This window comes from Nocardia huaxiensis (genome assembly GCF_013744875.1).
Lineage (GTDB): Bacteria > Actinomycetota > Actinomycetes > Mycobacteriales > Mycobacteriaceae > Nocardia > Nocardia huaxiensis.
Window position 1 is genome coordinate 7186925 of the sequence record NZ_CP059399.1, and the last position, 24344, is coordinate 7211268.

At 66.8% G+C, this 24344-nt stretch carries 29 protein-coding genes; 11 read left to right on the top strand and 18 right to left on the bottom strand.

What is annotated here, in order from left to right; all coding sequences use genetic code 11:
* Positions 1–15 precede the first annotated feature (15 nt).
* Positions 16–1323 carry a WXG100-like domain-containing protein gene (locus H0264_RS32805; protein ID WP_181581138.1) on the top strand — a complete coding sequence of 436 codons (1308 nt, stop codon included), beginning with the start codon at positions 16–18 and terminating at the stop codon, positions 1321–1323.
* A gap of 39 nt (positions 1324–1362) precedes the next feature.
* Positions 1363–1881: a hypothetical protein gene (locus H0264_RS32810; RefSeq protein WP_181581139.1), complete on the top strand. Its 519-nt coding sequence runs from the start codon at positions 1363–1365 to the stop codon at positions 1879–1881.
* A gap of 67 nt (positions 1882–1948) precedes the next feature.
* Here H0264_RS32810 and mutM read toward each other — a convergent pair whose 3' ends face one another.
* The 5 genes from mutM to H0264_RS32835 all read right to left on the bottom strand — a co-directional run bounded on the left by mutM (position 1949) and on the right by H0264_RS32835 (position 5341).
* On the bottom strand, positions 1949–2806 hold the full coding sequence (gene mutM / locus H0264_RS32815) for a bifunctional DNA-formamidopyrimidine glycosylase/DNA-(apurinic or apyrimidinic site) lyase (RefSeq protein WP_181581140.1): 858 nt from the start codon (positions 2804–2806) through the stop codon (positions 1949–1951).
* 5 nt (positions 2807–2811) lie between these two features.
* A complete protein-coding gene (gene rnc / locus H0264_RS32820) occupies positions 2812–3570 on the bottom strand; it encodes a ribonuclease III (protein ID WP_420832006.1) in 759 nt (252 codons plus the stop codon).
* Positions 3571–3589: 19 nt separating this feature from the next.
* Entirely contained in the window at positions 3590–3772 is a 183-nt protein-coding gene (rpmF, locus tag H0264_RS32825; RefSeq protein WP_084478121.1) for a 50S ribosomal protein L32, read from the bottom strand.
* Between the two features lie 2 nt (positions 3773–3774).
* Positions 3775–4422 (bottom strand): YceD family protein, encoded by a 648-nt coding sequence (locus H0264_RS32830; RefSeq protein WP_181581141.1) that lies wholly within the window; start codon positions 4420–4422, stop codon positions 3775–3777.
* Positions 4423–4594: 172 nt separating this feature from the next.
* A complete protein-coding gene (locus H0264_RS32835) occupies positions 4595–5341 on the bottom strand; it encodes a DivIVA domain-containing protein (RefSeq protein WP_181581142.1) in 747 nt (248 codons plus the stop codon).
* A gap of 293 nt (positions 5342–5634) precedes the next feature.
* Here H0264_RS32835 and H0264_RS32840 point away from each other — a divergent pair, with 293 nt between their 5' ends.
* A complete protein-coding gene (locus H0264_RS32840; protein WP_181581143.1) occupies positions 5635–6153 on the top strand; it encodes a GtrA family protein in 519 nt (172 codons plus the stop codon).
* Between the two features lie 135 nt (positions 6154–6288).
* Positions 6289–7278, top strand: a complete 990-nt coding sequence (locus tag H0264_RS32845; protein WP_181581144.1) for a hypothetical protein — start codon at positions 6289–6291, stop codon at positions 7276–7278.
* 76 nt (positions 7279–7354) lie between these two features.
* Here H0264_RS32845 and coaD read toward each other — a convergent pair whose 3' ends face one another.
* Genes coaD through H0264_RS32860 form a run of 3 tightly spaced genes read right to left on the bottom strand, consistent with a single transcriptional unit; the run spans position 7355 to position 8843 of the window.
* Positions 7355–7840: a pantetheine-phosphate adenylyltransferase gene (gene coaD, locus H0264_RS32850; RefSeq protein ID WP_181581145.1), complete on the bottom strand. Its 486-nt coding sequence runs from the start codon at positions 7838–7840 to the stop codon at positions 7355–7357.
* A 9-nt stretch (positions 7841–7849) separates the two neighbouring features.
* Positions 7850–8569: a TVP38/TMEM64 family protein gene (locus H0264_RS32855; RefSeq protein ID WP_181581146.1), complete on the bottom strand. Its 720-nt coding sequence runs from the start codon at positions 8567–8569 to the stop codon at positions 7850–7852.
* A 4-nt stretch (positions 8570–8573) separates the two neighbouring features.
* Positions 8574–8843, bottom strand: coding sequence for an acyltransferase family protein (locus H0264_RS32860; protein WP_181581147.1), 270 nt, complete (start codon positions 8841–8843; stop codon positions 8574–8576).
* Between the two features lie 535 nt (positions 8844–9378).
* On the opposite strand from H0264_RS32860, the gene H0264_RS32865 reads away from it, so the two are divergent.
* The 3 genes from H0264_RS32865 (at position 9379) to H0264_RS32875 (ending at position 10523) form a co-directional block, all read left to right on the top strand.
* Complete coding sequence (locus H0264_RS32865; RefSeq protein WP_181581148.1) at positions 9379–9744, top strand: type II toxin-antitoxin system RelE/ParE family toxin; 366 nt, start codon at positions 9379–9381, stop codon at positions 9742–9744.
* Entirely contained in the window at positions 9741–10058 is a 318-nt protein-coding gene (locus H0264_RS32870; protein ID WP_181581149.1) for a helix-turn-helix domain-containing protein, read from the top strand. The genes H0264_RS32865 and H0264_RS32870 overlap by 4 nt, the downstream gene beginning before the upstream one ends.
* 63 nt (positions 10059–10121) lie before the next feature.
* Positions 10122–10523, top strand: a complete 402-nt coding sequence (locus H0264_RS32875; protein WP_181581150.1) for a DUF6891 domain-containing protein — start codon at positions 10122–10124, stop codon at positions 10521–10523.
* A gap of 63 nt (positions 10524–10586) precedes the next feature.
* Here H0264_RS32875 and rsmD read toward each other — a convergent pair whose 3' ends face one another.
* Entirely contained in the window at positions 10587–11144 is a 558-nt protein-coding gene (gene rsmD / locus H0264_RS32880) for a 16S rRNA (guanine(966)-N(2))-methyltransferase RsmD (RefSeq protein ID WP_181581151.1), read from the bottom strand.
* A gap of 67 nt (positions 11145–11211) precedes the next feature.
* A complete protein-coding gene (locus tag H0264_RS32885; RefSeq protein ID WP_181581152.1) occupies positions 11212–14616 on the bottom strand; it encodes a pyruvate carboxylase in 3405 nt (1134 codons plus the stop codon).
* A gap of 298 nt (positions 14617–14914) precedes the next feature.
* Between H0264_RS32885 and H0264_RS32890 the strand changes: the two genes are divergently transcribed.
* Positions 14915–15439, top strand: a complete 525-nt coding sequence (locus H0264_RS32890) for a hypothetical protein (RefSeq protein ID WP_181581153.1) — start codon at positions 14915–14917, stop codon at positions 15437–15439.
* Between the two features lie 93 nt (positions 15440–15532).
* Here H0264_RS32890 and yczE read toward each other — a convergent pair whose 3' ends face one another.
* A complete protein-coding gene (gene yczE, locus H0264_RS32895; RefSeq protein WP_181581154.1) occupies positions 15533–16168 on the bottom strand; it encodes a membrane protein YczE in 636 nt (211 codons plus the stop codon).
* A gap of 77 nt (positions 16169–16245) precedes the next feature.
* Here yczE and H0264_RS32900 point away from each other — a divergent pair, with 77 nt between their 5' ends.
* Positions 16246–16422 (top strand): DUF1737 domain-containing protein, encoded by a 177-nt coding sequence (locus H0264_RS32900; RefSeq protein WP_181581155.1) that lies wholly within the window; start codon positions 16246–16248, stop codon positions 16420–16422.
* Between the two features lies 1 nt (position 16423).
* Here H0264_RS32900 and H0264_RS32905 read toward each other — a convergent pair whose 3' ends face one another.
* Positions 16424–16810 (bottom strand): SgcJ/EcaC family oxidoreductase, encoded by a 387-nt coding sequence (locus tag H0264_RS32905; protein WP_181581156.1) that lies wholly within the window; start codon positions 16808–16810, stop codon positions 16424–16426.
* 10 nt (positions 16811–16820) lie between these two features.
* Positions 16821–17729, bottom strand: a complete 909-nt coding sequence (locus tag H0264_RS32910) for a helix-turn-helix domain-containing protein (RefSeq protein WP_181581157.1) — start codon at positions 17727–17729, stop codon at positions 16821–16823.
* Positions 17730–17834: 105 nt separating this feature from the next.
* Between H0264_RS32910 and H0264_RS32915 the strand changes: the two genes are divergently transcribed.
* Positions 17835–19046: a DUF445 domain-containing protein gene (locus tag H0264_RS32915; RefSeq protein WP_220139883.1), complete on the top strand. Its 1212-nt coding sequence runs from the start codon at positions 17835–17837 to the stop codon at positions 19044–19046.
* Between the two features lie 218 nt (positions 19047–19264).
* A complete protein-coding gene (locus H0264_RS32920; protein WP_181581158.1) occupies positions 19265–20686 on the top strand; it encodes a short-chain fatty acyl-CoA regulator family protein in 1422 nt (473 codons plus the stop codon).
* A gap of 13 nt (positions 20687–20699) precedes the next feature.
* On the opposite strand, the gene H0264_RS32925 is transcribed toward H0264_RS32920, so the two are convergent.
* The 5 genes from H0264_RS32925 to H0264_RS32945 all read right to left on the bottom strand — a co-directional run bounded on the left by H0264_RS32925 (position 20700) and on the right by H0264_RS32945 (position 24257).
* Positions 20700–21179 carry a hypothetical protein gene (locus tag H0264_RS32925; RefSeq protein WP_181581159.1) on the bottom strand — a complete coding sequence of 160 codons (480 nt, stop codon included), beginning with the start codon at positions 21177–21179 and terminating at the stop codon, positions 20700–20702.
* An 86-nt stretch (positions 21180–21265) separates the two neighbouring features.
* Positions 21266–21775, bottom strand: a complete 510-nt coding sequence (locus H0264_RS32930) for a DUF4189 domain-containing protein (RefSeq protein ID WP_181581160.1) — start codon at positions 21773–21775, stop codon at positions 21266–21268.
* A 96-nt stretch (positions 21776–21871) separates the two neighbouring features.
* A complete protein-coding gene (locus H0264_RS32935; protein WP_181581161.1) occupies positions 21872–22612 on the bottom strand; it encodes a sterol desaturase family protein in 741 nt (246 codons plus the stop codon).
* Entirely contained in the window at positions 22593–23333 is a 741-nt protein-coding gene (locus H0264_RS32940) for a FadR/GntR family transcriptional regulator (protein WP_181581162.1), read from the bottom strand. The genes H0264_RS32935 and H0264_RS32940 overlap by 20 nt, the downstream gene beginning before the upstream one ends.
* A 102-nt stretch (positions 23334–23435) precedes the next feature.
* A complete protein-coding gene (locus H0264_RS32945; RefSeq protein ID WP_181581163.1) occupies positions 23436–24257 on the bottom strand; it encodes an EamA family transporter in 822 nt (273 codons plus the stop codon).
* Positions 24258–24344 lie beyond the last annotated feature (87 nt).

Consider the following 24344-nt stretch of genomic DNA (forward strand, 5'->3'; position numbering starts at 1 on the left):
TCCGGGGGGAGCGGCGTGTATCTAGACTTCGGTGCGTATTACGCTGCCGGAAAAGCTTGTTCCGATTTGGCCGACGCGTTGCAGGTCGCCTTCCTCGCTGAGACGTACGCCATGGGCTCCTGTGGCGGCATGGCAGGAGTCGATGAAGAAGGCGTCGAGTGGGGAAAGGACTACGATCAACGGGTCACCGAGCTTTTGACTCTGGCCGCGGACCTGGGCGAGGGCTTGCAACGGTTCGGCAAGGTGATTATTGAGAACGGGTACACCCATTACCTGGCCGACTACAACAGTGTCCTCAACCCGACCGCACCGCCCACCGCCATGCCGGCCACTCCGACGCCGGAAATCAAGTACTACGGTTCTCCGCCTTCGGCGGGAGGTCCCAGCGGTGGACTGCGCGACGATTTTGCGTCACTTATCAAATTTGCCGACGAGGTTGGCATCCCGGTTCCCGACGGCGACACCGACAAGCTGCAGACCGCCGCCGATGCGTGGAAGCGACTGCAGACCAACTACACCGCGAACCTGGCTTCGGTACTGACCAACGCCGCTACGGTGATGGATGGTTGCGACCCCGCCGACGCCATCGCTATCGCCGCAAAACTGCGTACGTTGCAGACCGCGGTTGACGACATCCTTGGTGAATGCGGAGAGCTTTCGCAGCTTTGTAGCGACTACAAGGCTGATCTGCACAGGCTGCGCAAGGAGACGATCGAGACGGCGCTCAACGAACTCGGCGCGATCATCGCGACGGAGTGGGCTGTCGGCGTACTAACATCTTGGGTCACCTTCGGCGTCAGCGCCCTGGCCGCCGGAGTGGCGACAGCCACGACGGTCTCTGCCTATGGCGCGCGCATCGCCAGATTCATCCGCGAATGGCGCGAATTCCGGCAGCTTCAGAAGGCGAACCGAGTCCGCAAAGACCTCACAGATACCAAGGCGGCCGTCAAGGAGGCCAAACAACTGGGCGACGATGCTCCTGGAGGAGTACCGAAATCCACTGGAAATCCTCATCTTGACCAGGTACTGAAGGATGCCGAGCAGATCGGGAAAGACGTTAAGGGTCTTCCCAAGGGATCAGGCAAGCCGGATATCCTCGCTGGTAAGCTGACTGATCTCAAGCTGCCTCACGATGACGCTGTGCAGGCTGCCATACGAGCATCCGAATCAGCTTTCGGCGAGGTTGGCGGTACTGCGAATGCAGTTGGGGGCGGCACGGTGATCCTGCCGAAGATTGCCACGCAGAATATCGTTCTTATTGTCAAGGAGAACGGTTCAGTAATCGCAGCACGCGGCAATGTCGTTGACTTCATCGCGAAGTGATATGGAAGTGGTTTGATGAGCTTTGGAGAAAATTTTGCCATGGAGTTCGAAATCTATCTCCTCATGACCATGACATGTGATGACGCGTTGAAGGAGGCCAAACTGTCAGGCATAGACGTGTCTGTAGACCGCGCTACAGCGATCTCCGCAGCAGTTAGCACGCAAACCGGCATCGGACCAAGCCAATTTGAGAACATGCGGAATATAATGCGCTCCGGATCTTTCACAGAAGATGAACGCACACTGTCTTATCGACTGAATTTTTGGCCTGGATTCAGTTTCTTGATTGCAGCAGCCGAGGGGGGCTTAATCGCGGACGCGAAATTCGTCCGCACACCCGGTGGGCATCGTCCTCACATCACCTCACCGGAGGAACTCGCACCCTGGAGTGTCACAATCAATGAATTAGCCGAAATGTTTGGCCCGCTTCGCGATGGTGACCATTGGCCTCCGTACGAGGAGTACCTGTTCGAAGACCATCACGGGACACTCTATGGCGCAGGTTTCAGTTGGGGCCTTATGCAGGATATTGAGAAAATTGGTCACACCTCCCCGTAGCCGCGTACTTCTGGCCAGAGAACGGCCTAGAAACCTGACGATGTCACGTTGTATCCAGGCCACCGGCTCAGAGGCGCGGACGCTTCTGGCAGCGCGGGCAGGAGAAGGAGGAGCGGTTCATGAACTTCTCGCGGACCATGGGGGCGCCGCAGCGACGGCACGGTTCGTGTTCGCGGCCATAGGCATTCAGGGAACGCTCGAAGTAGCCGGACTGGCCGTTGACGTTCACGTAGAGGGCGTCGAAGGAGGTGCCGCCGGCTTGCAGGGCCTCGGTCATGACGGCGCGGACGTCACTGATCAGGCCGCGCACCACCGGGCGGGTGAGCTTCGCGGCCATGCGCTCGCCGTGAATTCCGGCCCGCCACAAGGCTTCATCGGCGTAGATGTTGCCGACGCCGGAAATCACGGTCTGGTCCAACAGGACTCGTTTGATCTCGGAGTTCTTGGCGCGGATGGCGGCCACGAAGCGTTCGTCATCGGCCAAGGGGTCCAGGGGATCTCGTGCGATGTGGGCGACGGGTTCGGGAACGAAGGTCCCGTCCACTTCGAGCAGGTCCGATACCTGCCAGCCGCCGAAGGTGCGCTGATCCACGAATCGCAGTTCGGCCCCGGAGTCGAGGGTGGCGATGATGTGCGCGTGCTTCTCCAGGGGCGCGGCGGCGGGCTGCACCAGCATCTGCCCGCTCATGCCCAGGTGCACGACGAGGGAGGTATCCGGCTCATCGAAGGTGAGCCACAAGAACTTTCCGCGCCGTTGCGCGGCATCGACCCGCAGTCCCGCGAGCCGGGCGGCGAGATCATCCGCTCCCAGCAGATGTCGCCGCACCGACCGCGGATGCTTCACGGTCACCGATTCGACGACCCGGCCCACCACATGTTCGGTGAGCCCACGCCGCACGACCTCGACCTCGGGCAGTTCGGGCATCGGCCCTACTTCGCCGAATCAGCTTCGGCGGCTTCGGCGTTCAGCGCCTGATAGGCGGCGCCGGCGGCCTTCTGCTCCGCTTCCTTCTTGGAGCGGCCCACCCCCTGGCCGTAACCCTTCCCGCCGATCACCGCGGTGGCGGTGAACTCCTTGTCGTGATCGGGTCCGGTGGAGGTGATCTCGTAACTGGGCACGCCGATGCCGCGGAGCGCGGTCAGCTCCTGCAGGCTGGTCTTCCAATCGAGCCCGGCGCCCATGCGGGGGCCACGCTCGAGCAGATCGGCGAACAGACGCAGGACGACGCTGCGTGCGACATCGATGCCGTGCTGCAGGTGCACCGCACCCAGCAGCGACTCCATGCCATCGGCGAGAATGCTCGGCTTGTCACGGCCGCCGGTGAGCTCTTCGCCCTTGCCGAGCAGCAGATGACGGCCGAGACCGCCCTCACCCAGCATCCGCGCCACCTCGGCGAGAGCGTGCATATTGACCACGCTCGCACGCAATTTCGCCAGTTCACCCTCGGACTTGTCCGGGTGTTCCAGGTAGAGGCGTTCGGTGATGCTCAGGCCGAGGACGGAGTCGCCCAGGAATTCCAGACGCTCATTGGTCGGCAGCCCACCGTTCTCGTAGGCGTACGACCGGTGTGTCAGCGCCAGGCGCAACAAATCCGGTCGTACGTCGACACCGAGTGCTTCGAGCAGAGGCGTGTGGTCGGCTGCGTCACCCACGGCGGGGGTGTCCGCCGCGTCCTTGCTGGCGGTCACGGTCGGCTGGTTCTGCGGATCAGACCGCAGCGGTGACCTGACGGCCCTTGTACGTGCCACACGAGGGGCACGCGATGTGCGGCAGGGTCTGCTGGCCGCAGGCACGGTTCGGGCAGGTGATCAGGGTCGGCGCGGTGGCCTTCCACTGGCTACGCCGTGCGTGGGTGTTGGCACGAGACATCCGGCGCTTCGGAACGGCCACGACTACTTCTCCTCTGAATCTGATTCGGCTGACTGGTCGGTGCCGGAGGCACCGTTGGGCACGGCGCTGTGTTCACCGTTTTGCACAGCAAAGCCCGCGAGCTTGGCCCAGCGGGGGTCAAGTATCTCATGGGTGTGGTCGGAACCAGCAATCGCCATGCGTACGCCACATTCCGGGCACAGTCCCGCGCAGTCCGGTTCGCACAGCGGCTGCAACGGCAGTTCCAACCCGACGGCGTCGATGATCACCGGTTCCAGGTCGATCATGTCGTCGACCAGACGGTGGATCTCGTCTTCCTCGGTGGTCTGCTCGGTTGCGCTGTCCGGGTAGGCGAACAGCTCGGTGATCTGCAGATCGATCTCATCGGAGAACGATTCCAGACAGCGCGAGCATTCGCCCTCGATCGGCGCGGACACCGTGCCGGTGACGAGCACGCCCTCGGACACCGACTGCAGCACGAGATCCATCTCGACCTGCGCACCGGCAGGGATTCCGACCATTTCCAGGCCGAGCTTCCCATCGGTGGTGTGGGTGCGATGCAGTTCGCGCATCGATCCGGGGGCGCGTCCGAGACTGCGCGTGTCCAGCACGAAGCCCGCGTCCGTCTGCTTCAAGCGACGACGCGAACCATGACCGGAATCGGCGGGCATCACGAACTCTCATTCACGCGTGGTGTGGAATGGGCAACCACTCAACGATACGTGAACGCACGCTTACGGCCCAAACCGGCTCATTCCCCGTCATCCCGGCGCGCTTTTGGCCGGGATCCACACATCCGGCAGTGGATCCCGGCCAAAAACACGCCGGGATGACGAAGGGCGTTCAGCGACGGAACTCCGCGGCGTAGTCGGGGACGCCCGCGCCGGAGCGCAGCTGGGTGCGGCCGCGGCCGACCACGCGCAGGGCGGCGTGCAGGGAGTCCTCGAAGTCGGCGAGCTTGCCGTCGACGTACTGATCGCACTCCTCGCGCAGGCGATCGGATTCGGCGGTGGCGGCGTCGATGAGGCGGGCCGATTCGGCGTGCGCGGCGCGCACCACCTCGGTGGCGGAGACCAGGCGTTCCTGTTCGGCCTTGCCGTCGGCCACCGAACGGTCGTAGGACGCCTGGCCCGAGGCCACCATGCGATCGGCCTCGCTGCGGGCACGACCGGTGACCTCCTCGTATTCCCGCTTGCCCTCTTCCACCGTGCGCTCGGCATCGGCTTCGGCGGTGCTGACGAGATGCTCGGCGTGCGCGCGGGCCTCGGCGACCATGCGGTCGGCGTGCGCCTTCGCGTCGGCGAGAATGCGGTCGGCTTCGTCGCGCGCCGACGTAACAGTGTGGTGCGCCTGCTCATTGGCGCTGGTGACCGTGGTGTCCGCGGCATTGCGGGCATCGGTGACGATCTTGTCGCGGTGATCGAGCACGTCCTGGGCGTCGTCGAGTTCACCGGGCAGCGCCTCGCGCACGTCGTCGAGCAGCTCGAGCACCTCGCCGCGGGGCACGATGCAGTTGCGAGTCGGCGGGATGCCCCGCGCCTCTTCGATGATGGCGACGAGTTCGTCGAGGGCTTCGAATACCCGGTACATACTGCTACCCCACTTCCTGCCAGGCTCGCGGCGAGCCGCTCTCCGCTTGTTCGTCAGTCTGCCCCGAAGGGCGCTGTCAAGCCCGTTCGCGCCCGGCGTGTCGCACCCCTGTTTCACACACCACAAAAACAAGTGGAGGAAACGCCTCCAGTTGGTGTTACATTCTTTGAACAAGTGTGAGGGCAACGACGCCGGAGATGTTGACAAGTTTTGTTTGTTCAGTCGATACTGAACACGCAGTACGAGATGAGCACTCCGCCGGGCCGAGCCCGACGTGTTCGATGGGAAAGACAATGGCTGTCCTGGATATCCCGCAGCGGGCCGCGATCCTGCCCGTGCCGACGCTGGCGCACACCTACGCGTACGGCTTCGAGGCTGCCCGCACCGGCTGGACCCGCCACAGCGGACGCGTCGGGACCTGGCTGCGCAGCGAACACGCCCTCGCCCAGCTCATTCGCTTCGCACTGGTCGGCGGGCTCAGCAATATCGGCTACCTGATGCTGTTCCTGGCCTTCTACGGCGGCGGCGTGCAGCTGGCCAATCTGGCCGGGTCGGTCGTGAGCACCGCGCTCGCCAATGAACTGCACCGGCGGCTGACCTTCCACGCGGCCGGCCGGGTCAACTGGTTCACCGCGCAGATCGAGGGCGGCGGGCTGGCGCTGGCCGGGCTGGCGATCACCTCGGGCGGACTGGCCGTGCTGGGAAATGTGGCTCCCGGACTGACCGATATCGCGCAGGCGGCGGCCGTGCTGGCCATCACCGCGGCGGTGGGTGCGCTGCGGTTCCTGACGCTGCGGCTGTGGGTGTTCTGAGCCCAACCTTCGAACACGACCTTTCGCCGAAACCTCGCACTTGGTGCGAGGTTTCGGCATTTTCGGGGAAAGGGGAACCGGGCTCGGAGTGTCGGCGTCCAAGACTGCATCAACCGATCTGAGAGGGGTTCGGAAATGCGGGGACGGGCATGCCTGGGCGGACGGCAAGCGGTCATGGCCGCGGCGGGCGATGCGGTACGCGCGCAGGACATTTCGGCGGGGACGGTCGCACGACGGCACTGTGCGACGCCATCGCGGCGCATCCGGCCGGTGATCGACGGCCAGGACAGTCCCTTCGACAGACACCGGCTGCTGATCGAGGCGATCCTGCCCGAGATGGCAGGGCAGGCGGTGGTGAGCCATCAGTCGGCGGCCGTGCTGTACGGGACCACGCTGTGGCGGGCTCCGCTGGATCGGGTGTGCGTGACGCGGAATCGGCGGGGCGGCGGGCGAATTCGGCCGCATACGTGGGTGCAGGGGTCGCCGGTGGACTCGGTGAGCGAGATCGGCGGGTTCCTGGTGACGACGCCCGCGCGCACGGTGGTGGATCTGGCATTGACGCTGCCGTTCGACGCGGCGGTGGTGGCCGGGGACTCGCTGGCCGGGACATTCGGGCTGACGCGTGCGGACCTGGAGCACGAGCTGGGGCTGGCACGGCGCAAGCACGGAATCGCCCAGGCCAAAAGGGTTGTCGCGTTTCTGGACGGGCGCAGTCAGAGCGCCGGGGAGTCATTGAGCCGGGTGCTGATCCGGCGGCTGGGGCTGCCCGCGCCGCGCTCACAGGGCAATGTCCTCACACCCGATGGCCGTTTCGTGGGGCGCGTCGACTTCTACTACGAAAACGCCGGTGTGCTTTGCGAATTCGACGGGCGCACGCGATACGGACGGCTGCTGCGCCCCGGGCAGAGCGCGGCCGAGGCCGTCGCGAAGGAGCAGACGCGGGAGAACTATCTGCGCGCCTTGGGTTTTCAGGTGGTGCGCTGGACCTGGGACGACCTCATCGGCAGCGGGATCGCACATCGGCTCAGCACGGCGCTGGCGCACGGCCGCCGGCACGCGCCGGACGGCCGCGTCGAACCCGCTCCCGCCGTGGAACCCCGTCGGGTCGTGGCACATTCGCTGTGAAGCGCGCCTTCGGTGGGTGGTCGGCTCGCGCCCGCGGGTGTGCGGGCGCGAGAAGCGAGCTCGCCTGGGGGTGAATTCAGCTGCGCCGCTCGGCAATCCGCTCCAGCAGCCGCTTGTGCACGCCCGGCGAGAGCAGGTCGGCGATGTCGCCCCCGTAGGAGGCTACTTCTTTCACCAGCGAGCTGGACACATAGCTGTAGCGCGGATTGGTCGCGATGAAGAAGGTGTCGATGCCGGTGAGCTTGCGGTTCATCTGCGCCATCTGCAGCTCGTAACCGAAGTCGGTGGCATCCCGCAGCCCCTTCACAATGGCCGTGATGCCCTGCTGCTTGGCGTAATCCACCAGCAGGCCCTGCCACGAGTCCACCCGCACATTGGGGAATTCCGAGGTGGCCTCGCGCAGCATTTCGAGGCGCTCCTCGATGCTGAACATCCCCTGCTTCTTGGGGTTGATCGACACGAGCACGACCACATCGTCGAACTGCTGCGCCGTCCGCCCGATCACATCGACATGTCCAAGGGTCACCGGGTCATACGAGCCCGGGCACACTGCTCCAGCCATGGCCGCACGCTACCGCACGTCCGGTTCGCTGCCGATGCTCCGGTCACCCCGCTGCTCCCGCCAACTCCGATAGCCGCGATGCGCCACGATCGCGCCGAGCACCGCGGTCACACACCACACCGCGATCGCCGCATACGCCAGCCCCGCATTCAGCTCCCCGATCGAGGCCCCCAGCGCCGTGTACACGAACGCCCGCGGCGCGGACCCGATGAACGCCCCCACCGCCATCTGCCACACCGGAATCCCGAAGGCCCCGAACGCGTATGCCGCCATCGCATCCGAAATCCCCGGCACGAACCGCTGCCCCACGACCGCCCACAGTCCGTACTTCTGCACCTGCGCGTCGATCCGCTCGGCCCGCTCCTCCCCCAGCACCCCGCGCACACTCCCCCGCCCGGCCCTGGATCCGAGAAACGCGGCCGTGGCGGCGGTGCCCACCGTGGCCCCCAGCGTCACGAACGTTCCCACGAACGCCCCGAACAGAATCCCGCTCCCCGCGGCGAGAATCGGCCCCGGCACGAAGACAGCCCCCAGCCCCGCTGCCACCACGCCGTACACGACAGGCGCGATCGGCCCTGTCTCCCCGACCATCTCGCGAATCCGCCCGACATCGATCACCCGGGCAATGGCCACCAGATAGAACATCCCGAGCAGGAAGACAGCGAACACGCCCAGCCGCACCCAGTGCCGCCACGCCCCGCCCGCCACCGATCCATCGCTGTCAGTCATGCGGTCATGGTCGCGCATCCATCCTGGCGATGACGCGGTGGCCGAGGTTGTGAAAGGGTTTCTCGATCCAGCGATAGCTCAGGGCGGCCAGGCCGATCGAGGTGAGCATCCACGTGGACCAGGTGAGCCAGGAGGCGGGGATGCCGGCGACCGAGACCTTCCACTGGGGGACGGCCTGCAGGACGAGGGTGTGCATCAGGTACAGCGAGTAGCTGATGCGGCCCAGGAACAGCAGCGGGCTCGGGAAAGCGTAGCGGCGCAACAGGTAGAACACGGCGAAGAACAGGTAGGCGCCGACGATGGTGAAGGCTTCCTTCTTCCAGGTGACCCAGGCGCCGGTGTGCGTAAGAAGAAGACGCCCCAGCCGAGTTTGGGGCTGATCTCGCCCGCGGTCATGCGGTAGAGCACTGTACCGACGAACATGGTGGCGAAGATCGCGGTGGTGTAGCCCGAGGGTCCGGGCTGGTTGAGCACCAGCGGAACGGTCAGCGCGGCGAGCAGGATCGCGGCGACCGCCGAGCGGCGGGTGGTGACCTGGGTGGCGAAGAACACCGCGATCGCCACCGTCGCGACCATCACGAGCAGGCGGGTGTCCCTGCTCGTTCGCCGGGGTATCCCAGTGTCTGCCAATAGGATCCGCCGTTCCAGCCGGTGTCGTAGGCGCGGAGGCCGGCGAAACCGGTGATATCGCCTATGGTGCTGCCGACATTGCTCCGGAACTCGCCGGTCAACCAACGAAATGCGACATTAACGGCTGATTCGGGTGGCAAGGCACGGCGAGGGTATAGTCATTCCTATACTTCGCCGTCATGGCGGACCAGGAGTGGGATATCTACATCGTCGACGAGGTAAGGCAATGGATCGAGCGTCTCGACGAGCCGACCTTCCGCCGCGTAGTGGAAGCCATCGACGCCCTCGCCGATGGCGGACCGGGGTTGGGTCGTCCGCTGGTCGACTCAATTGCCGGTTCCAAGGTCTCGAATATGAAAGAGCTCCGTCCCGGAACCGTACGGATCCTTTTCGCGTTCGATCCGTGGCGGTCGAGCGTACTGCTCGCGGCGGGCGACAAAGTCCACCAATGGAACTCGTGGTATCAGACCGCGATTCCACTGGCGGAGCGACGATATGAGTCCTACCTGCGCGAGCGCGGCGAGGAAGAGGAGGGATTGCGATGAGCGGACATGTGCGTTGGCAAGACATTCGAGCCGAAATGGTGGATCGGGCAGGTGGCGAAGCTGCGGTTGCCAAGGGGAAGGACGAACTGCTCGCTCAGGTTCGCGGACAGCGGCTCGCCGATATCCGGCGCAGACGTGGGTTGACTCAACTGCAGGTCGCCGACCGGATGGGTGTCACGAAGGGGCGAGTTTCGCAGATCGAGCAAGGCACTGTCACCGGCCAGGAAGTTCTCGCACGGTATGCGCTGGCATTGGGCGGCCGACTCCATCAGTCGATCTACTTCGATGACGGGGATATCGTCGCTATCGCCTGATTGCGTCGGCACTCCGCAGCAACACACAAGGGTGTGTTGCTGCGGAGTCGCTGTGGGGTGGGCGTGGATGATGTGGGCGTGTGGGATACGCGCGTTGCCGATACCGACTGTGATCGGCTGGTCCGGGTTTTCGCTGCGCTGCGTGGTCGGCAGGTCGCGGCGCTACACAGTGCGGGGCAGGAGATGAGTCAGGGGCTCGCCGAGGTGGACGAGTTGCTGGCGGGGGCGCCGGAGTTCATCGGGTACTGCTTCTATCACCGGGACGATGTGGAGCGGGCCATCGCCGGGGGTGGGCTGTATATCGCGTTCGGGCCGCGGGATCCGGAGGTGGAGGAGACCGAGGGGCCGGCGATCGGGCGGATCGTGGTGGAGGAGCTCACCAAGGCCGGGCTCACCACGAGCTGGGACGGCACCTTCGAGCAGCGGATCCTCATCGAATCATTCCACTGGAACCAGACGTTCTGAATCGTTGGAGTCGGACGTTCCGAACCCCGTGCGGTGTCGGTCGAGGCCGCACGGGCCAGGTGATTACTTCTCGTATTCGGCCAGATCGATGCGGGTTTCGCCGTAGGTGCGCGACTTCTGCGGGAGATAGCCTGCGGGCCACGGGATTTCGGGGGAACGGGTGGAGCGTTCGACGACGATGAGCGAATCCTCGTGCAGCCAGCCGTTTTCCGAGAGGGCCGTGAGGTCGGCGACCACATCGGACACCTCGAGGGCATACGGCGGGTCGGAGAAGATCAGGTCATACGGCGCGCTGGGCGGGGTCGCGAGGACGCTGGAGACCGTGCCCTGGCGCAGGTCCGCGCCGGGCAGGCCGAGGTCGCCGATATTGCCGCGAATGACCGCCGCCGCCTTGCGGTCGGATTCGACCAGCAGGGCGTGAGATGCGCCGCGGGACAATGCTTCCAGGCCCAGGGCGCCCGATCCGGCGTAGATGTCGAGGACGCGCGCGCCGTCGAAATCCATGCGCGCGTGCAGCAGGCTGAACAGCGCCTCGCGGACGCGGTCGGAGGTGGGCCGGGTGCCGGCGGGCGGGACGCGCAGGCGGCGGCCGCCCGCGGTCCCCGCGACAATGCGCGTCATGGCCGGGCCGCCGATCCACGGCCCGGCCGCCGCTGGGCAGCGGCGGCCGGTAGCGGTGCGGGAGCGCTCATTCCGCGGCGGCCTCGGTGAGGTTGACGTCGACCAGCAGGTCTCCGCCCTCCACCTGCTGCACCTTGCCGATGGCGACCCGGCGCACCAGGCCCGAGCGCGGCGCGGTGATGGCGGCCTCCATCTTCATGGCCTCGATGGTGCCGATGGTGTCTCCGGCGGAGACCGAATCGCCTTCGGACACAGCCAGAGTCACGACGCCCGCGAACGGCGCGGCAATGTGGCCCGGGTTGGTCCTGTCGGCCTTCTCGGCGGCGGGCACCTCGCTGGCGATGGAGCGGTCGCGGACCGTGATCGGCCGCAGCTGGCCGTTGAGGATGCACATGACCGTGCGCATGCCGCGCTCGTCCGGCTCGGAGATGGCCTCCAGGCCGATGAGCAGGGTGACGCCCTTCTCCAGCTGCACGCGGTGTTCTTCGTCGTGGCGCAGGCCGTAGAAGAACTGGTTGGCCGACAGGCCGGTGGTGTCGCCGAACTTCTCCCGGTGCGCGAGGAATTCGGCGGTCGGGCCGGGGAACAGCAGCCGGTTGAGGGTGGCGCGGCGTTCGGCGGAGGTGCCGCCCAGACCCTTCTCGTCCTCGGCGGTGAGCTGGGTTTCCGGCTTGGCCGGGCCACGGCCCGCCAGCGCGCGGCTGCGGAACGGTTCGGGCCAGCCACCGGCCGGGGTGCCGAGTTCGCCACGGAGGAAACCGATTACGGAGTCCGGGATGTCGTAGCGGGCCGGGTCGGCGGCGAAGTCCTCGACGTCGACGCCGGTGCCGACGAGCGCCAGCGCGAGATCACCGACGACCTTGGAGGACGGGGTGACCTTGACCAGGCGGCCCAGCAGCCGGTCCGCCGCAGCGTATTTGGCCTCGACCTCTTCGAACTGGTCGCCGAGACCCAGGGCGATGGCCTGCTGGCGCAGGTTCGACAGCTGACCGCCCGGGATCTCGTGGTGGTAGACGCGCCCCGTCGGCCCCGGCAGCCCGGATTCGAACGGCGCGTAGACGCGGCGCAGCGACTCCCAGTACGGCTCGAGGTCGCACACGTTCTGGAGGTTCAGCCCCGTGTCGTGGGGCGAATTCGCCGCCGCCGCAACGATTGCCGAGAGCGCGGGCTGCGAGGTGGTGCCCGCCATGGGCGCGGACGCGCCGTCCACCGCGTCGGCTCCGGCCTGCCAGGCCGCCAGGTAGGTGGCCAGCTGACCGCCCGGGGTGTCGTGGGTGTGCACGTGCACCGGCAGGTCGAACTCCCGCCGCAGGGCGGTGACCAGCGTGTGCGCGGCGGGAGCGCGCAGCAGACCGGCCATATCCTTGATGCCGATGATGTGCGCGCCCGCGTCGACGATCTCCTCGGCGAGCTTGAGGTAGTAGTCGAGCGTGTAGAGGTTCTCGTTCGGGTTGGACAGGTCGCCGGTGTAGCTCAGCGCGACTTCCGCTACGGCGGTGCCGGTTTCGCGCACGGCGTCGATGGCGGGCCGCATCTGGTCGACATTGTTCAGAGCGTCGAAGATGCGGAAGATGTCGATGCCGGTCGCGGTGGCCTCGGAAACGAATGCGCGCGTGACCTTTTCGGGGTACGGCGTGTAGCCGACGGTATTGCGTCCGCGCAGCAGCATCTGCAGGTTGATGTTCGGGATCGCCTCGCGCAGGGCGGCCAGGCGCTCCCACGGGTCCTCGTAGAGGAAGCGCAGCGCCACGTCATAGGTTGCGCCGCCCCAGCATTCGATGGACAGCAGCTCGGGCGTCATGCGCGCCACATGCCCGGCCACATCGAGCAGGCCGTTGGTGCGCACGCGGGTGGCCAGCAGCGACTGGTGCGCGTCACGGAAGGTGGTGTCGGTGACGGCCACGCCCTCGCGCGTGCGCAGCCAGTTCGCGAAACCCTCCGGGCCGAGCTCGAGCAGCTTCTGCCGGGTTCCGGGCGGCGGCGGCACCGTCATATCGAGGGCCGGCAGCTTGTCGTGCGGGTACAGCTTGGTGGGCCGCGAGCCGTGCGGCTTGTTGACGGTAACGTCGGCCAGATAGTTGAGGATCTTGGTGCCGCGGTCGGCCGAGGACTTGAGCGTCAGCAGCTGCGGCCGCTCATCGATGAACGACGTGGTGACCTTGCCCGCGCGGAAGTCCGGGTCGTCCAGCACCGCGTTCAGGAACGGAATGTTGGTCGTCACGCCACGAATACGGAACTCCGCCACGGCACGACGCGCCCGCGCGATCGCGGTCTGAAAGTCACGCCCCCGGCAGGTCAGCTTGACCAGCATGGAGTCGAAGTAGGCGCCCACCTCGGCGCCGACATTCGCGCCGCCGTCCAGGCGCACGCCCGCGCCGCCCGGCGAGCGGTAACCGGTGATGCGGCCGGTGTCGGGGCGGAAGCCGTTGGCCGGATCCTCGGTGGTGATGCGGCATTGCAGCGCCGCGCCGCGGATGGTGATCGAATCCTGGCTCAGACCAAGGTCTTCCAGGGATTCGCCGCCGGCGATGCGCATCTGCGACTGCACCAGGTCGACATCGGTGATCTCCTCGGTCACCGTGTGCTCCACCTGGATTCGCGGGTTCATCTCGATGAACACGTGATTGCCGCGCTCGTCGAGCAGGAATTCCACGGTGCCCGCGCAGCTGTAGCCGATCTGGCGGGCGAAGGCCACGGCGTCGGCGCAAATGCGGTCGCGCAGTTCGGGATCCAGGTTCGGCGCGGGCGCGAGCTCGATCACCTTCTGATGCCGGCGCTGCAGCGAACAGTCGCGCTCGTAGAGGTGGATGACATTGCCGTGCTGGTCGGCGAGGATCTGCACCTCGATGTGGCGGGGGTTGACCACCGCCTGCTCCAGGAACACGGTCGGATCGCCGAACGCGGATTCGGCCTCCCGCGAGGCGGCCTCGATGGCCTCACGCAGTTGCGCGGGATCGGTGACCCGGCGCATACCGCGCCCGCCGCCGCCCGCGACCGCCTTGACGAAGATCGGGAACTGCATGGACTCCGAGGCGGCGAGCAGCGCGTCCACATCCGAGGACGGTTCGCTGGAGTTCAGCACGGGCAGGCCGGCGGCCTTGGCGGCGGCGATGGCGCGCGCCTTGTTGCCGGTCAGCTCCAGCACCTGGGACGACGGCCCGATGAAGGTGATGCCCTCCCGCGCACAGGCGGCAGCCAGGTCCGGGTTCTCGGAAAGAAAACCGTAACCGGGGTAGACGGCGTCCGCCCCCGCGCTCTTGGCCGCCTTGATGATCTCCTCGATCGACAGGTACGCCCGGACGGGATGTCCGGGCGTACCGATCTGATAGGCCTCGTCGGCCTTCAGGCGGTGCACGGAGTTCCGGTCCTCGTAGGGGAACACCGCCACCGTGCCGATGCCGAGTTCGTAGGCTGCGCGGAACGCTCGGATAGCGATCTCGCCGCGGTTGGCGACCAGGACTTTGGAGAACATTCGCCTAAGGTACCTGCCCCCGGATCTCGAACGGGCATCGAACTCCGCTTCGCAGCAATCTTCACAGTCACACCGGCGCCGATTGCGAATTTGTGTTCATCACGAGGCAACATCCCAGCGTGTGAGCCCTGCGCGGCGAACGTGACAGTATTCGCCGATTTGTTAAGCACCGCAGTCTCGTCCTACTGAGCGGTACGCGCCGAGTCGGGCGCGAGGCGGGCGGGCACGCTCGGTAGGCTCATGCACCGTTGCGCCTCGGAATGGGCTGCCGTGGCCGCGCAAGGTTTTGGAGGTACGCGTGCCGCTGGCGCACAAGGATGAATCGACCCCCCGCGCCTGGCTCATCTCGTGGAAGACGGGAGCGGGCGCACTGGTGCTCGCGGCCACCCTGGTCGTGCTGGCGCTCGAAATGTCGCCCGGCAGAGACCATTCGCATGCCGAGACGCCGAATCGAGCCGGAACGACCACGGCCGCACCGGTTTCGACCACCCCCGGGTCGACGGCGGCCCCCGCGACGCCGCCTGCACTGCCGGCGGACGCTCCCCCGCCCGCCACCATCGACGCCCTGCCGACCGACCTCCCGGCGACATCGCTTCCCGCCCTCGCCGACCGGGCCCAGCCCAGCGAACCGATCACCTCCGCCGCACCCTCGACAGCGGTTGTGCCCGATGATGTTTCGGCCCAGGCCCGCGAACGCTGCTGGGACTACTCCGCGCTCGTGCGCGACCTCGGTGTGGACGGCGCCCTGAACAGCACCCTGCCGGAGGAGCAGCCGATCCTGCTGGAGGCCATGCGACTGGCCGCCGCCGGAGAATGCGGCTGACGGCACACTCGCGGGTGGGCCGATATCGATTGTGCCGCCGCGTGATCCCACTGTCCGAGGTCGGTTTCCGGCGGGAACCGGCGCTCCCGGTTGTCAGGCGGCGGTGAGCGTCTGCGCCTGCTCCACCGTGGATTCCGGCTCCCGGAACCCCGGCAGGTGGCCATCCACGAACGGGATCATCAGCTGGATGAGCGGCCCGATGCCGAAGGCGTAGACGAGCGTGCCGATTCCGACGCTGCCGCCGAGGATGAACCCCGTCGTCAGCACCGTCGCCTCGATCCCGGTGCGCACCGCCCACACCGGCCACCCGGTCCGCCGGACCAGTCCAGTCATCAGGCCATCGCGCGGGCCTGGCCCCATCCCCGCACCGATGTAGAGGACCGTGGCCACCGCGTTGATCACCACGGCCACCGCCATCGCCCCGATCCGCAGCGGCAATCCGTGCAGGTCGGGCAGCAGCCACAGGCCGGCATCGACGGTCACCGCAATGACCACGACATTGCTCACCGTCCCCAGACCGGGCATCTGCCGCAAGGGAATCCAGGCCAGTAGCACCGCTACCCCGGTGATCGCGACGACCAGTCCGAAGCTGATCGGCACCTGCAGGGTCACCCCTTGATGGAACACATCCCACGGGTCCAAGCCGAGACCGGCCCTGATCATGACGGCCATCGACAAGCCGTACAACGCGAGGCCAACATAGAGGGCGGTCAATCGACGAAGCAGCATCGACCCAGCATGGCGGCCACTGGTCTGGGAATACAGAGCCAATCATGAACAAGTGGACTGCGATCTACGCTGGCGGTATGACCGAGACGCCGCGCCTGCGCTACCGCCTGATCACCGGCCCCGATGACGCGACCTTCTGTGAACGCATCAGCGGATTGCTCGCCGAGGGGTACCGCCTGCACGGGTCGCCGTCGGTGACCTTCAATGGCACGAATGTGATTGCCGCGCAGGCGGTCGTGCTCGACGAGGAGTGAGTCAGCCGCCGAAAGCCTGTGCGATGGGGGCCATGTCGAAGTAGTCGCGCCAGGCTTTGATCTTGCCGTCGGCGATTTCGAAGACCCCCATGACCGGCAGTTCGGTGTCGCGGCCGTTGCCGCGCAAGGTATCCGTGCGCTCGTTCATGACCAGGTCGCCGGACACGGTCTGACGGTGGATGTCGAAGTCGATGCCGTCCAGGGCGGCGGCGAATCCGGTGATGAAGTCGCGGATGGCCGCGCGGCCGATCACCGGATCCATCGGAATATTGTGATAGACAGCGTCTTCGGTGAAGTAGGACGCGATTTCCTCGGCGTCGAGGCGGGACCAGGCGGCGCACATGGCGCGGACGAGGGCGTCGGGGTCGGTCGGCGGGGTGTCGGCCATGGCGCTTCTTTCAGTGTCGGACTTGGTGTTTCGGGTCCAGGCTGCCGCCGATGCGACGCGCGGAGGCTTCCAGTTCGGTGAGGTAGCGGCGGCGTTCGGCGCGAGTGGTGGCCACGCGCAAGGGGCCGATCTTCAATTCCATGACGGTGTGGCCGTTTCCGTCGAACACCGGGGCGCTCATGTAGCTGAGCGGCAGGGCGGCGTCGCTGTCGAAGGTCGCCCGATCGTAGGCACTGCCGATAATGGTCGCCAGCTGAGCGAGCACCCGGCCGTGCAGTTCCTTGCTGGAGGGATGTTCGGCGAGATGATCGGCGACGTCGGAGAGCACCCGCGCGGTGGGCAGGCTGTCGGGCTCCAGCCGCCAGGCGCAGAAGCCCGCCGTGCGCAGCGTCTCCAGGACCGCCTGCTGTTCGGCCCGGCTCCCGGGTTCCCCGGTGGCGAGCCAATCCTGTTGGCGCGCAAGGCTGGAATGCGCGATGATCGCCGCCCCGGCGGGTGCGAGCAGGGGCAGGCGCGCTCCGGTCTCGATGCCCGCGGTGAGCCGATCCCGGGTCACCGCGAGGAATTCGACCTGGTCGCCGGTGACGGTGGTGAGCGCCGCGCCGCAGTCGACCCGTTCGCCCAGCCGCTCCAGTTCGGCTTCCAGTCGCGCCCGGTCGCTGTTCGAGTCGGCGGCGCGCAACCCGACCGCCACGAGCGCGGGACCGAGTTCATAGCTCAGATCCGGCAGCCGGCGCACCCAGCCGCGCTCGGCGAGCGCGGTGAGGATGGACCCGGCGGTGGAGCGATTCAGTTCGAGGGCATCGGCGATCTCGGCGGAACTGAGCGGGCCGTGCTGCGCGGCAAGCAGTTCCACGATGGAGAGCACCCGCTGGGTGGGCGGTGAGGTCTCCGTCATACGGGTCTTGCCAGCGGGCACGCGTTCTCCTAGCCTGAGCGGCGATACAAATAGTCGTACCGAGTAGTGCGGATAATCGTACCTAGGGGGCAGGGTCTTGCGCACCGATACCGCGGAGCCGATCGCGTGATCGCCGATTTCACCGAGAACTGGCTGCTGTACCTGTCCATCCCCGCGGTCGCGGCGCTCATCGGCTGGACCACCAAGCTGGTGGCCGTCGAAATGCTCATGCGCCCACTGAACTTCATCGGCATCCCACCGTATCTGGGCTGGCAGGGCGTGGTTCCGCGGGCCTCGGCCCGCATGGCGACGATCGCCGTGGACCTCATGTTCACCAAGCTGATCGATCCGCAGGAGATCATCGACCGGCTCGATGTGAACGAGCTGACCACCCGCCTGCGACAGCCCCTCGACGCCGCCGTGGACCACATGGTTCGCGAGATGATGATGCGGCATCAGCCCCGCCTGTGGGTGAACATGCCGCCGGTGGCGCAGCGCGCGCTCATCGAACGCGTGCAGGACGGGATGCCGCAGCTCATCGAGGAGATCGTCCTCGACCTGCGCACCAATATCGATCAGGTGATGGACCTGCGCGGCATGGCCATCGACACGCTCGTCAACGACAAGGCGCTACTGGTCGAGATGGTGCGCCGGGTCGGGCGCAATGAACTGCGCTTCATCGTGCGCTCTGGCCTGATCTTCGGCACCGTGCTCGGCCTGGTGCAGATGCTGGTGTGGGCGTTCACCCACAATCCGCTGCTCATGCCCGCGTTCGGCGGGTTCACCGGCCTGGTCACCGACTGGCTGGCGCTGCAGATGATCTTCCGGCCGGTGCGGTCGGTCGGCATCGGACCGCTGCGCTGGCAGGGCATGTTCCATCGCCGCCGGGAGAACGTCTGCGCCGACTACGCCGAACTCATCGCCCACGAGATCTTCACGCCGGCAAAGATTCTGGAAGCGGTGCTGGAGGGCGAGCGGGCCGACCGGCTGGCCTCCATGCTGGGCACCCGCATGCGGATGTTCGTCGACGATCAGACCGGACCGGCCAAACCGCTGGTCATGCTGGTGGCGGGCGAGGCGGTCTCCGCGCTCGAAACCGAGGCTGTCACCTACGTTCTCGACTATGTGCGCACCGCGGCCGCGCTGTTCGACGAAGCGGCCATCGAATCGCTCGATATGAAGAACCTGGTCATCGAGAAGACGCGGCTGCTCACCGACGACGAGTACGAGGGCCTGCTGCGGCCGGCGTTCAAACAGGACGAATGGAAGCTGGTGGCCATCGGCGCGGTGCTCGGTTTCCTGGTCGGCGAACTCCAGGTACAGCTGATCCTGGGCTGATCCGGCGGAATCGAGCAAACTTTCCGAGCACCGTTCCGCCTCGGGAACGACAGTGGACCCGTACGATGGGAACCCGCGCGCGAACCCGCGAATACTCTCGAATTCGCATGCTACGCAGCCACACCGCTATGCCGTAATCCCTCGCAGTGGGCGAGTTGGCGCGGCGAGTCCCATCAAATAGCGATGTTTGCGAAGCCGGATCGGTACCATCACGCACTGTGCGCAAGATGTATGCGGGTGCCCGACTACGGCGGTTGCGCGAGGAACGGCGGATGACCCAGGCGGCCTTGGCCAAATCCCTGGACCTCTCGCCCAGCTACCTCAACCAGCTCGAGCGTGACCAGCGGCCCCTCACCATTCCCGTGCTGCTGAAACTGAACTCGACGTTCGATCTGGACGTGCAGTTCTTCGCGGCCGACTCCGATGCCCGGCTGGTCTCGGATCTGCACGAGATCCTGGTGGAGGCCGCGGGCGGCAATGCGGCGCCGGTGGCCGAGGTGGAGGATCTGGCCACGCGCATGCCGGAGGTCGCGAAAATCGTTGTGGCCATGCATCGGCGACTACGCGCGGCTACCGACCAGTTGGATCTCTTGTCCTCGAAGGTCGCCACGCCGACCGGCGCACCCGGCGTGCCCATGCCGTACGAGGACGTGCGCGACTTCTTCTACGACCACCACAATCACATCGCGCAATTGGATCTGGCCGCCGAGCGCCTGTTCGAGGATTGCGGGCTCACCATCGGATCGCTGGATCGGCAGCTGGCCCGGGTCGCCGAGGAGCGCGCGGGCGTCACCGTCCTGGTGCGCGGCGACGGCGCCGACCCGAATGTGCCCAAGCGCCACTACGAACCGGAAACCCGCACCCTGACCCTGGCGCGACGATTGCGACCGGGACAGCGCGCCTTCCAGATCGCCACCACCCTCGCGTTCCTGCTGCACGGCAGCCTCCTCGACGAGGTGCTCGACGAAACCCCCTCGCTCACAGACGAATCCCGGGTTCTCGCGCGAATCGGCCTGGCCAACTATTTCGCCGGAGCGCTGGTCCTGCCGTACGGCAAATTCCTGCGCTCCGCCGAGGAGCTGCACTACGACATCGATCTGCTGAGCCTGCGCTTCGAGGTCGGCTTCGAAACCGTCTGCCATCGCCTGAGCACCCTGCAACGGCAAGGCCAGCGCGGCGTCCCGTTCTTCCTCATACGCACGGATCGTGCGGGCAATATCTCGAAACGCCAGTCCGCCACCGCATTCCACTTCTCCCGCGTCGGCGGCAGCTGCCCGTTATGGGTGGTGCACGAAGCCTTCGCCCACCCCGGCCGCATGCTCACCCAGATCGCCTCCATGCCCGACGGCCGCCGCTACTTATGGATCGCGCGGACGGCGCATCCCGCACCGACCGGATACGGCACGGCCGGAAAGGAATTCGCGATCGGCCTGGGCTGCGATATCGAATACGCGGACAGGCTCGTCTATTCCAAGGGCCTGCAACTGGACGACCCCTCGGCGGCCGTCCCCATCGGCGCCGGCTGCAAGGTCTGTGAACGCCCCAACTGCACCCAGCGCGCCTTCCCGCAGATCGGCCGCCCGCTGGCCATCGCCGAGAACACCAGCACCGACCTGCCCTACCCGCGCATCCCGCGCTGACGCGAACCTGCCGTCACACACCCGATCTCGTCACCGAGAAGGTCGTGCACCCGGCTGTCGCGACCACCTTGCCGCTGATCGACCCTTCCGCCACCGCGTCGGCGGCGAGATCGATCATGAGGTAGTTGCCGGGGCGTTCGATCCAGGAGCGCTGGGTGAAATGCAGTTGGCGGTCGACGTAGCGGGTGTCCATGTCGAAGCTGCCATTCGGCACCGTGGGGTTGCCGGTGGTGGGTCCGAAGGCGAAAACCGTTCGGGCCGTGCTGTTCACGGCACGCTCGATGGTCAGGGTGAGGGCGGTTTCGCCCTGGGCGCAGATGTAGGTGCCGATCCAGGTGCCCTCGAGTTGGGCCAGGGGCACGGGGCCCTCGACGGTGGAGCCGGTGGTCGGCGAGCCGGAGCGGGCGTTGATCGCCGCAGGGTCGGGCTGGGCGAGGCCGTCGACCGTCTTGCCGCACCCGGCGACTGCCAGCGATATCAGCACCAATGCCACTGCCGACCCCCGAGTCCGGCTCCGCACGCGCATAGCTCGATGACCTCCCCACGGAAAACGATTGCCGCCGAGTCTAACCGGCGAGCTCAGCCCGCGTTCGAGGTGCAGATGGTGTCCAGAATGAACACCGGCTTCACGACGCGGGCGATGCCGAGCGCGAACATCGCGGTGTTGGTGGGCGCCGACATCAGCCAGTTGCCCTTGTCGATCGCGGACTGCTCCGCAGCGGCGGCCGTGCTGCCCTTCTCCGTCACGTAGACCGGTTCGACACCGTTCGACCATGCCGTCCAGGTGTCGAACTCGGCCACCGACGCGCATCCGTTGTGCACCTGCGCCACGACATAGCAGCGCTCGCCCCGGCAGGTACTGCGGGCGGCCTCGTCCGCGGCCGCCTGCGTCGGATAGTCGACCGCCACCCCGACTCCGGTGTGCCGCGAGGGGAAATCGCCCAGGGTGCCGTTCGGCGACCGCTCGGCCGAAATGGCGATGGCGCCATACAGATCACCGGCGGCGTGCGCACTCCCGGCTCCGGCGGCGAGCATCGCCCCCGTGGCCGGAACCACCATGGCCAGCGCACACTTTCCCAGCAACGACATGAACTCGACCCCCGAGATCGGACGGCAACAACCGGGAGATCATTACCGCAATCCCCGCACAGCTGTCCAGTCTCTTTCGCGCCTGCCCGAAGCCGATCAGGCCGAGCCGCCGGCGTGCAGGGCTTTCGCGGTGGGCGAGTTGGGGGTTCGCGCCGGGTCGGGGTAGGTGCGCAGGACACGATCGGCCGTGCCCGAACTGGTGACCGTGAACCAGTAGTGCTCGTTTTTGAAGTGGTGCAGGCGGTGGTTCTTGCGGACGGCGCGGTAGATGCGGCCGGACGGCTGGTAGTCGGTGTGGATGAGGTAGTGGGTCCACTCGTAGTTGAGGCCGAGCAGGCCCACCAGGACGAGGAAGGTCAGGCCGAGGGCCGGGCGCGGGAAGGCCAGCAGGGCGATGGCGACCAGGGCGGGCAGGAGCCAGAGGAAGGTCTGCCAGGGGATGAAGATGAGCGGGAGTTCGCGCGGATTCGAGTGGTGCTCACGGTGTTTGCGCGCCAGCAGGGAATCCAGGGTGACCCGGCCGATGGTGCGGGGACGCCAGTGCAGGATGAACACGTGGATGAGCCATTCCACCACCGGGAACAGGGCCAGCATGACGACGGGGACGAGGGCGTCGGTGAGCTGCCAGTCGCCCACCACTATTCGAGCGATGAGGGCTGCGGCGAGCATGCCGGCGATGATCCACGGCGAGGGGTGGCGGAGGAATTCGCGGAAGGCGTCGTGCAGGGAAAGCTTTGTGCGGCGGGATGATTCGGCGTCGTCGGCAGCCAGGCGGGCTTGCGCGCGACGGTCGATCTCGGCCTTGCCGACGGCGCGATCAGGGTTGTTCGGGGTCATGGGGCGCCTCCTGTAGACGGCGGATGAGGGTGGCGAATTCCGTTGTCGCCAAGGACAAGAGCTCGGTGGCGGCGGTGCGGGCCGCCAGGGCGTCGCCCGCGGTCACGGCGGTGGCGAGGGCGCGGTAGCGCTCGACATGGCTCACCTCGGCGACCATAACGGTGGCCAGGGCCGCCATGGCGGGTTCGTAGACGGCGCGCAGGTTGTTGAACATGAGCCGGTAGACGATGGAGTCGGCGGCATCGACCAGGTGATCCCAGAAGATGAGGGCCGCGTGCTGCTGGGCGATCGGATCCTGGTGTGCGACAAGGTCGTCCAGCGCGGAGCGCAGAGCGGGGGCGATGGTGTCGCCCGCACGCTCGGCAGCCAGCCCGGCGATCTCGCGGCCCATGGCCTCGCGGGTCTCCAGAATGCTGCGGATGACCGCGTGGTCGAGTTCGCCACGGCGGAAGATCAGGCGCGGCAGCATGTCCAGGCCGCCGAAACGGCGGAAATCGCGGACCGTGGTGCCGCCGCCCTGGCGCACCTCCACCAGACCGGTGTGAGCGAGCCGCTGTAGCGCTTCGCGCACGGTCGGGCGGGATACGCCCAGGGCTTCGGCCAGCTGACGCTCGGCGGGCAGGGTCGCACCGGGTTCCAGCTCCCCGTCCAGGACGGTGTCCACGAGCTGATCGAAGACTTCGTCGGGAACGGTCCTGCGGTCGATCCGCTTCAGCGCCATGCCACGACGGTACGGGCCGAATTGGTCAGAGGTCAAGTGGTCAGACCAATTTCCCTGCCTCGTCATCCCGGCGCGTTTTTGGCCGGGATGACGGGGGCTGATTCAGTCCGGGGTGCCGGTGCGGGTGGCTCCCGCCGAGGCCGCGACGACGCAGACGACGCCTGCCCACTGGCCGACGCCGAGGACCTGACCCAGGACGAGCAGGCCCGCCATGGCGGCCACGGCGGGTTCCAGGCTCATGAGGATGCCGAAGACGCGCGGCGGAATGCGGCGCAGCGCTTCGAGTTCCAGGGAGTACGGCACCACCGAGGAGAGCAGGGCGACCGCGAAACCGACTGCGAGAACAGCGGGATCGAGCAGGGCGGTGCCCGCTTCGAAGATGCCGGCGGGGGCCATGAGCAGACCGCCGAAGGCCATGGCGAGCGCCAAACCGCCTCCGCCACTGGTGCGTTCACCGAGCCGGGCGGTGAGCAGGATGTAGCCCGCCCAGAATCCACCGGCCGCGAGGGCCAGCAGGACACCGGCCATGGAGACCGGGCCGTCGGCCTGGGTGAGTAATAGGACACCGCCTCCGGCCAGCAATGCCCACACGGGGTCGATCCATTTGCGCGAACCGGCAAGGGCGACGGCCAGGGGGCCGAGGAATTCGATGGTCACCGCCATGCCGAGGGGAATGCGGTCGATCGCCTCGTAGAAACAGAGGTTCATCGACCCCAGCACCGCGCCGTAGGCGAGCACGACCGGAATCGCGCGGCGGTCGATGCGCAGCGCGGACCGCCAGATGATCAGCAGGATGATGCCCGCGAAACCCAGCCGCAGACTCACCGCCCCGGCCGGACCGGTCGCGCCGAACAGCTGTTTGGCGAAGGCCGCGCCCAGCTGGACGCTGACGATGCCGCCCAAAACCAATGCGGTGGGCGGCATTCCCCCCAGACCCTGCCAAACCGCCAGACGACGCAGTGCCGGTCGTCCCGTGGGTCTCCCGGAACCTTCGATACCGATCGCGACCAC

Coding starts and splice junctions, on each gene's coding strand:
- H0264_RS32905 (WP_181581156.1), bottom strand. CDS start 16,810: ATGGCCGACACCCCGCCGACCGACCCCGACGCCCTCGTCCGCGCCATG.
- H0264_RS32945 (WP_181581163.1), bottom strand. CDS start 24,257: ATGCCGCCCACCGCATTGGTTTTGGGCGGCATCGTCAGCGTCCAGCTG.
- H0264_RS32810 (WP_181581139.1), top strand. CDS start 1,363: ATGGAGTTCGAAATCTATCTCCTCATGACCATGACATGTGATGACGCG.
- H0264_RS32885 (WP_181581152.1), bottom strand. CDS start 14,616: ATGTTCTCCAAAGTCCTGGTCGCCAACCGCGGCGAGATCGCTATCCGA.
- H0264_RS32870 (WP_181581149.1), top strand. CDS start 9,741: ATGAGCGGACATGTGCGTTGGCAAGACATTCGAGCCGAAATGGTGGAT.
- H0264_RS32940 (WP_181581162.1), bottom strand. CDS start 23,333: ATGGCGCTGAAGCGGATCGACCGCAGGACCGTTCCCGACGAAGTCTTC.
- H0264_RS32900 (WP_181581155.1), top strand. CDS start 16,246: ATGACCGAGACGCCGCGCCTGCGCTACCGCCTGATCACCGGCCCCGAT.
- H0264_RS32865 (WP_181581148.1), top strand. CDS start 9,379: ATGGCGGACCAGGAGTGGGATATCTACATCGTCGACGAGGTAAGGCAA.
- H0264_RS32830 (WP_181581141.1), bottom strand. CDS start 4,422: ATGCCCGCCGATTCCGGTCATGGTTCGCGTCGTCGCTTGAAGCAGACG.
- mutM (WP_181581140.1), bottom strand. CDS start 2,806: ATGCCCGAACTGCCCGAGGTCGAGGTCGTGCGGCGTGGGCTCACCGAA.
- H0264_RS32840 (WP_181581143.1), top strand. CDS start 5,635: ATGGCTGTCCTGGATATCCCGCAGCGGGCCGCGATCCTGCCCGTGCCG.
- H0264_RS32835 (WP_181581142.1), bottom strand. CDS start 5,341: ATGTACCGGGTATTCGAAGCCCTCGACGAACTCGTCGCCATCATCGAA.
- H0264_RS32930 (WP_181581160.1), bottom strand. CDS start 21,775: ATGTCGTTGCTGGGAAAGTGTGCGCTGGCCATGGTGGTTCCGGCCACG.
- rsmD (WP_181581151.1), bottom strand. CDS start 11,144: ATGACGCGCATTGTCGCGGGGACCGCGGGCGGCCGCCGCCTGCGCGTC.
- yczE (WP_181581154.1), bottom strand. CDS start 16,168: ATGCTGCTTCGTCGATTGACCGCCCTCTATGTTGGCCTCGCGTTGTAC.
- H0264_RS32855 (WP_181581146.1), bottom strand. CDS start 8,569: ATGACTGACAGCGATGGATCGGTGGCGGGCGGGGCGTGGCGGCACTGG.
- H0264_RS32935 (WP_181581161.1), bottom strand. CDS start 22,612: ATGACCCCGAACAACCCTGATCGCGCCGTCGGCAAGGCCGAGATCGAC.
- coaD (WP_181581145.1), bottom strand. CDS start 7,840: ATGGCTGGAGCAGTGTGCCCGGGCTCGTATGACCCGGTGACCCTTGGA.
- H0264_RS32845 (WP_181581144.1), top strand. CDS start 6,289: ATGCGGGGACGGGCATGCCTGGGCGGACGGCAAGCGGTCATGGCCGCG.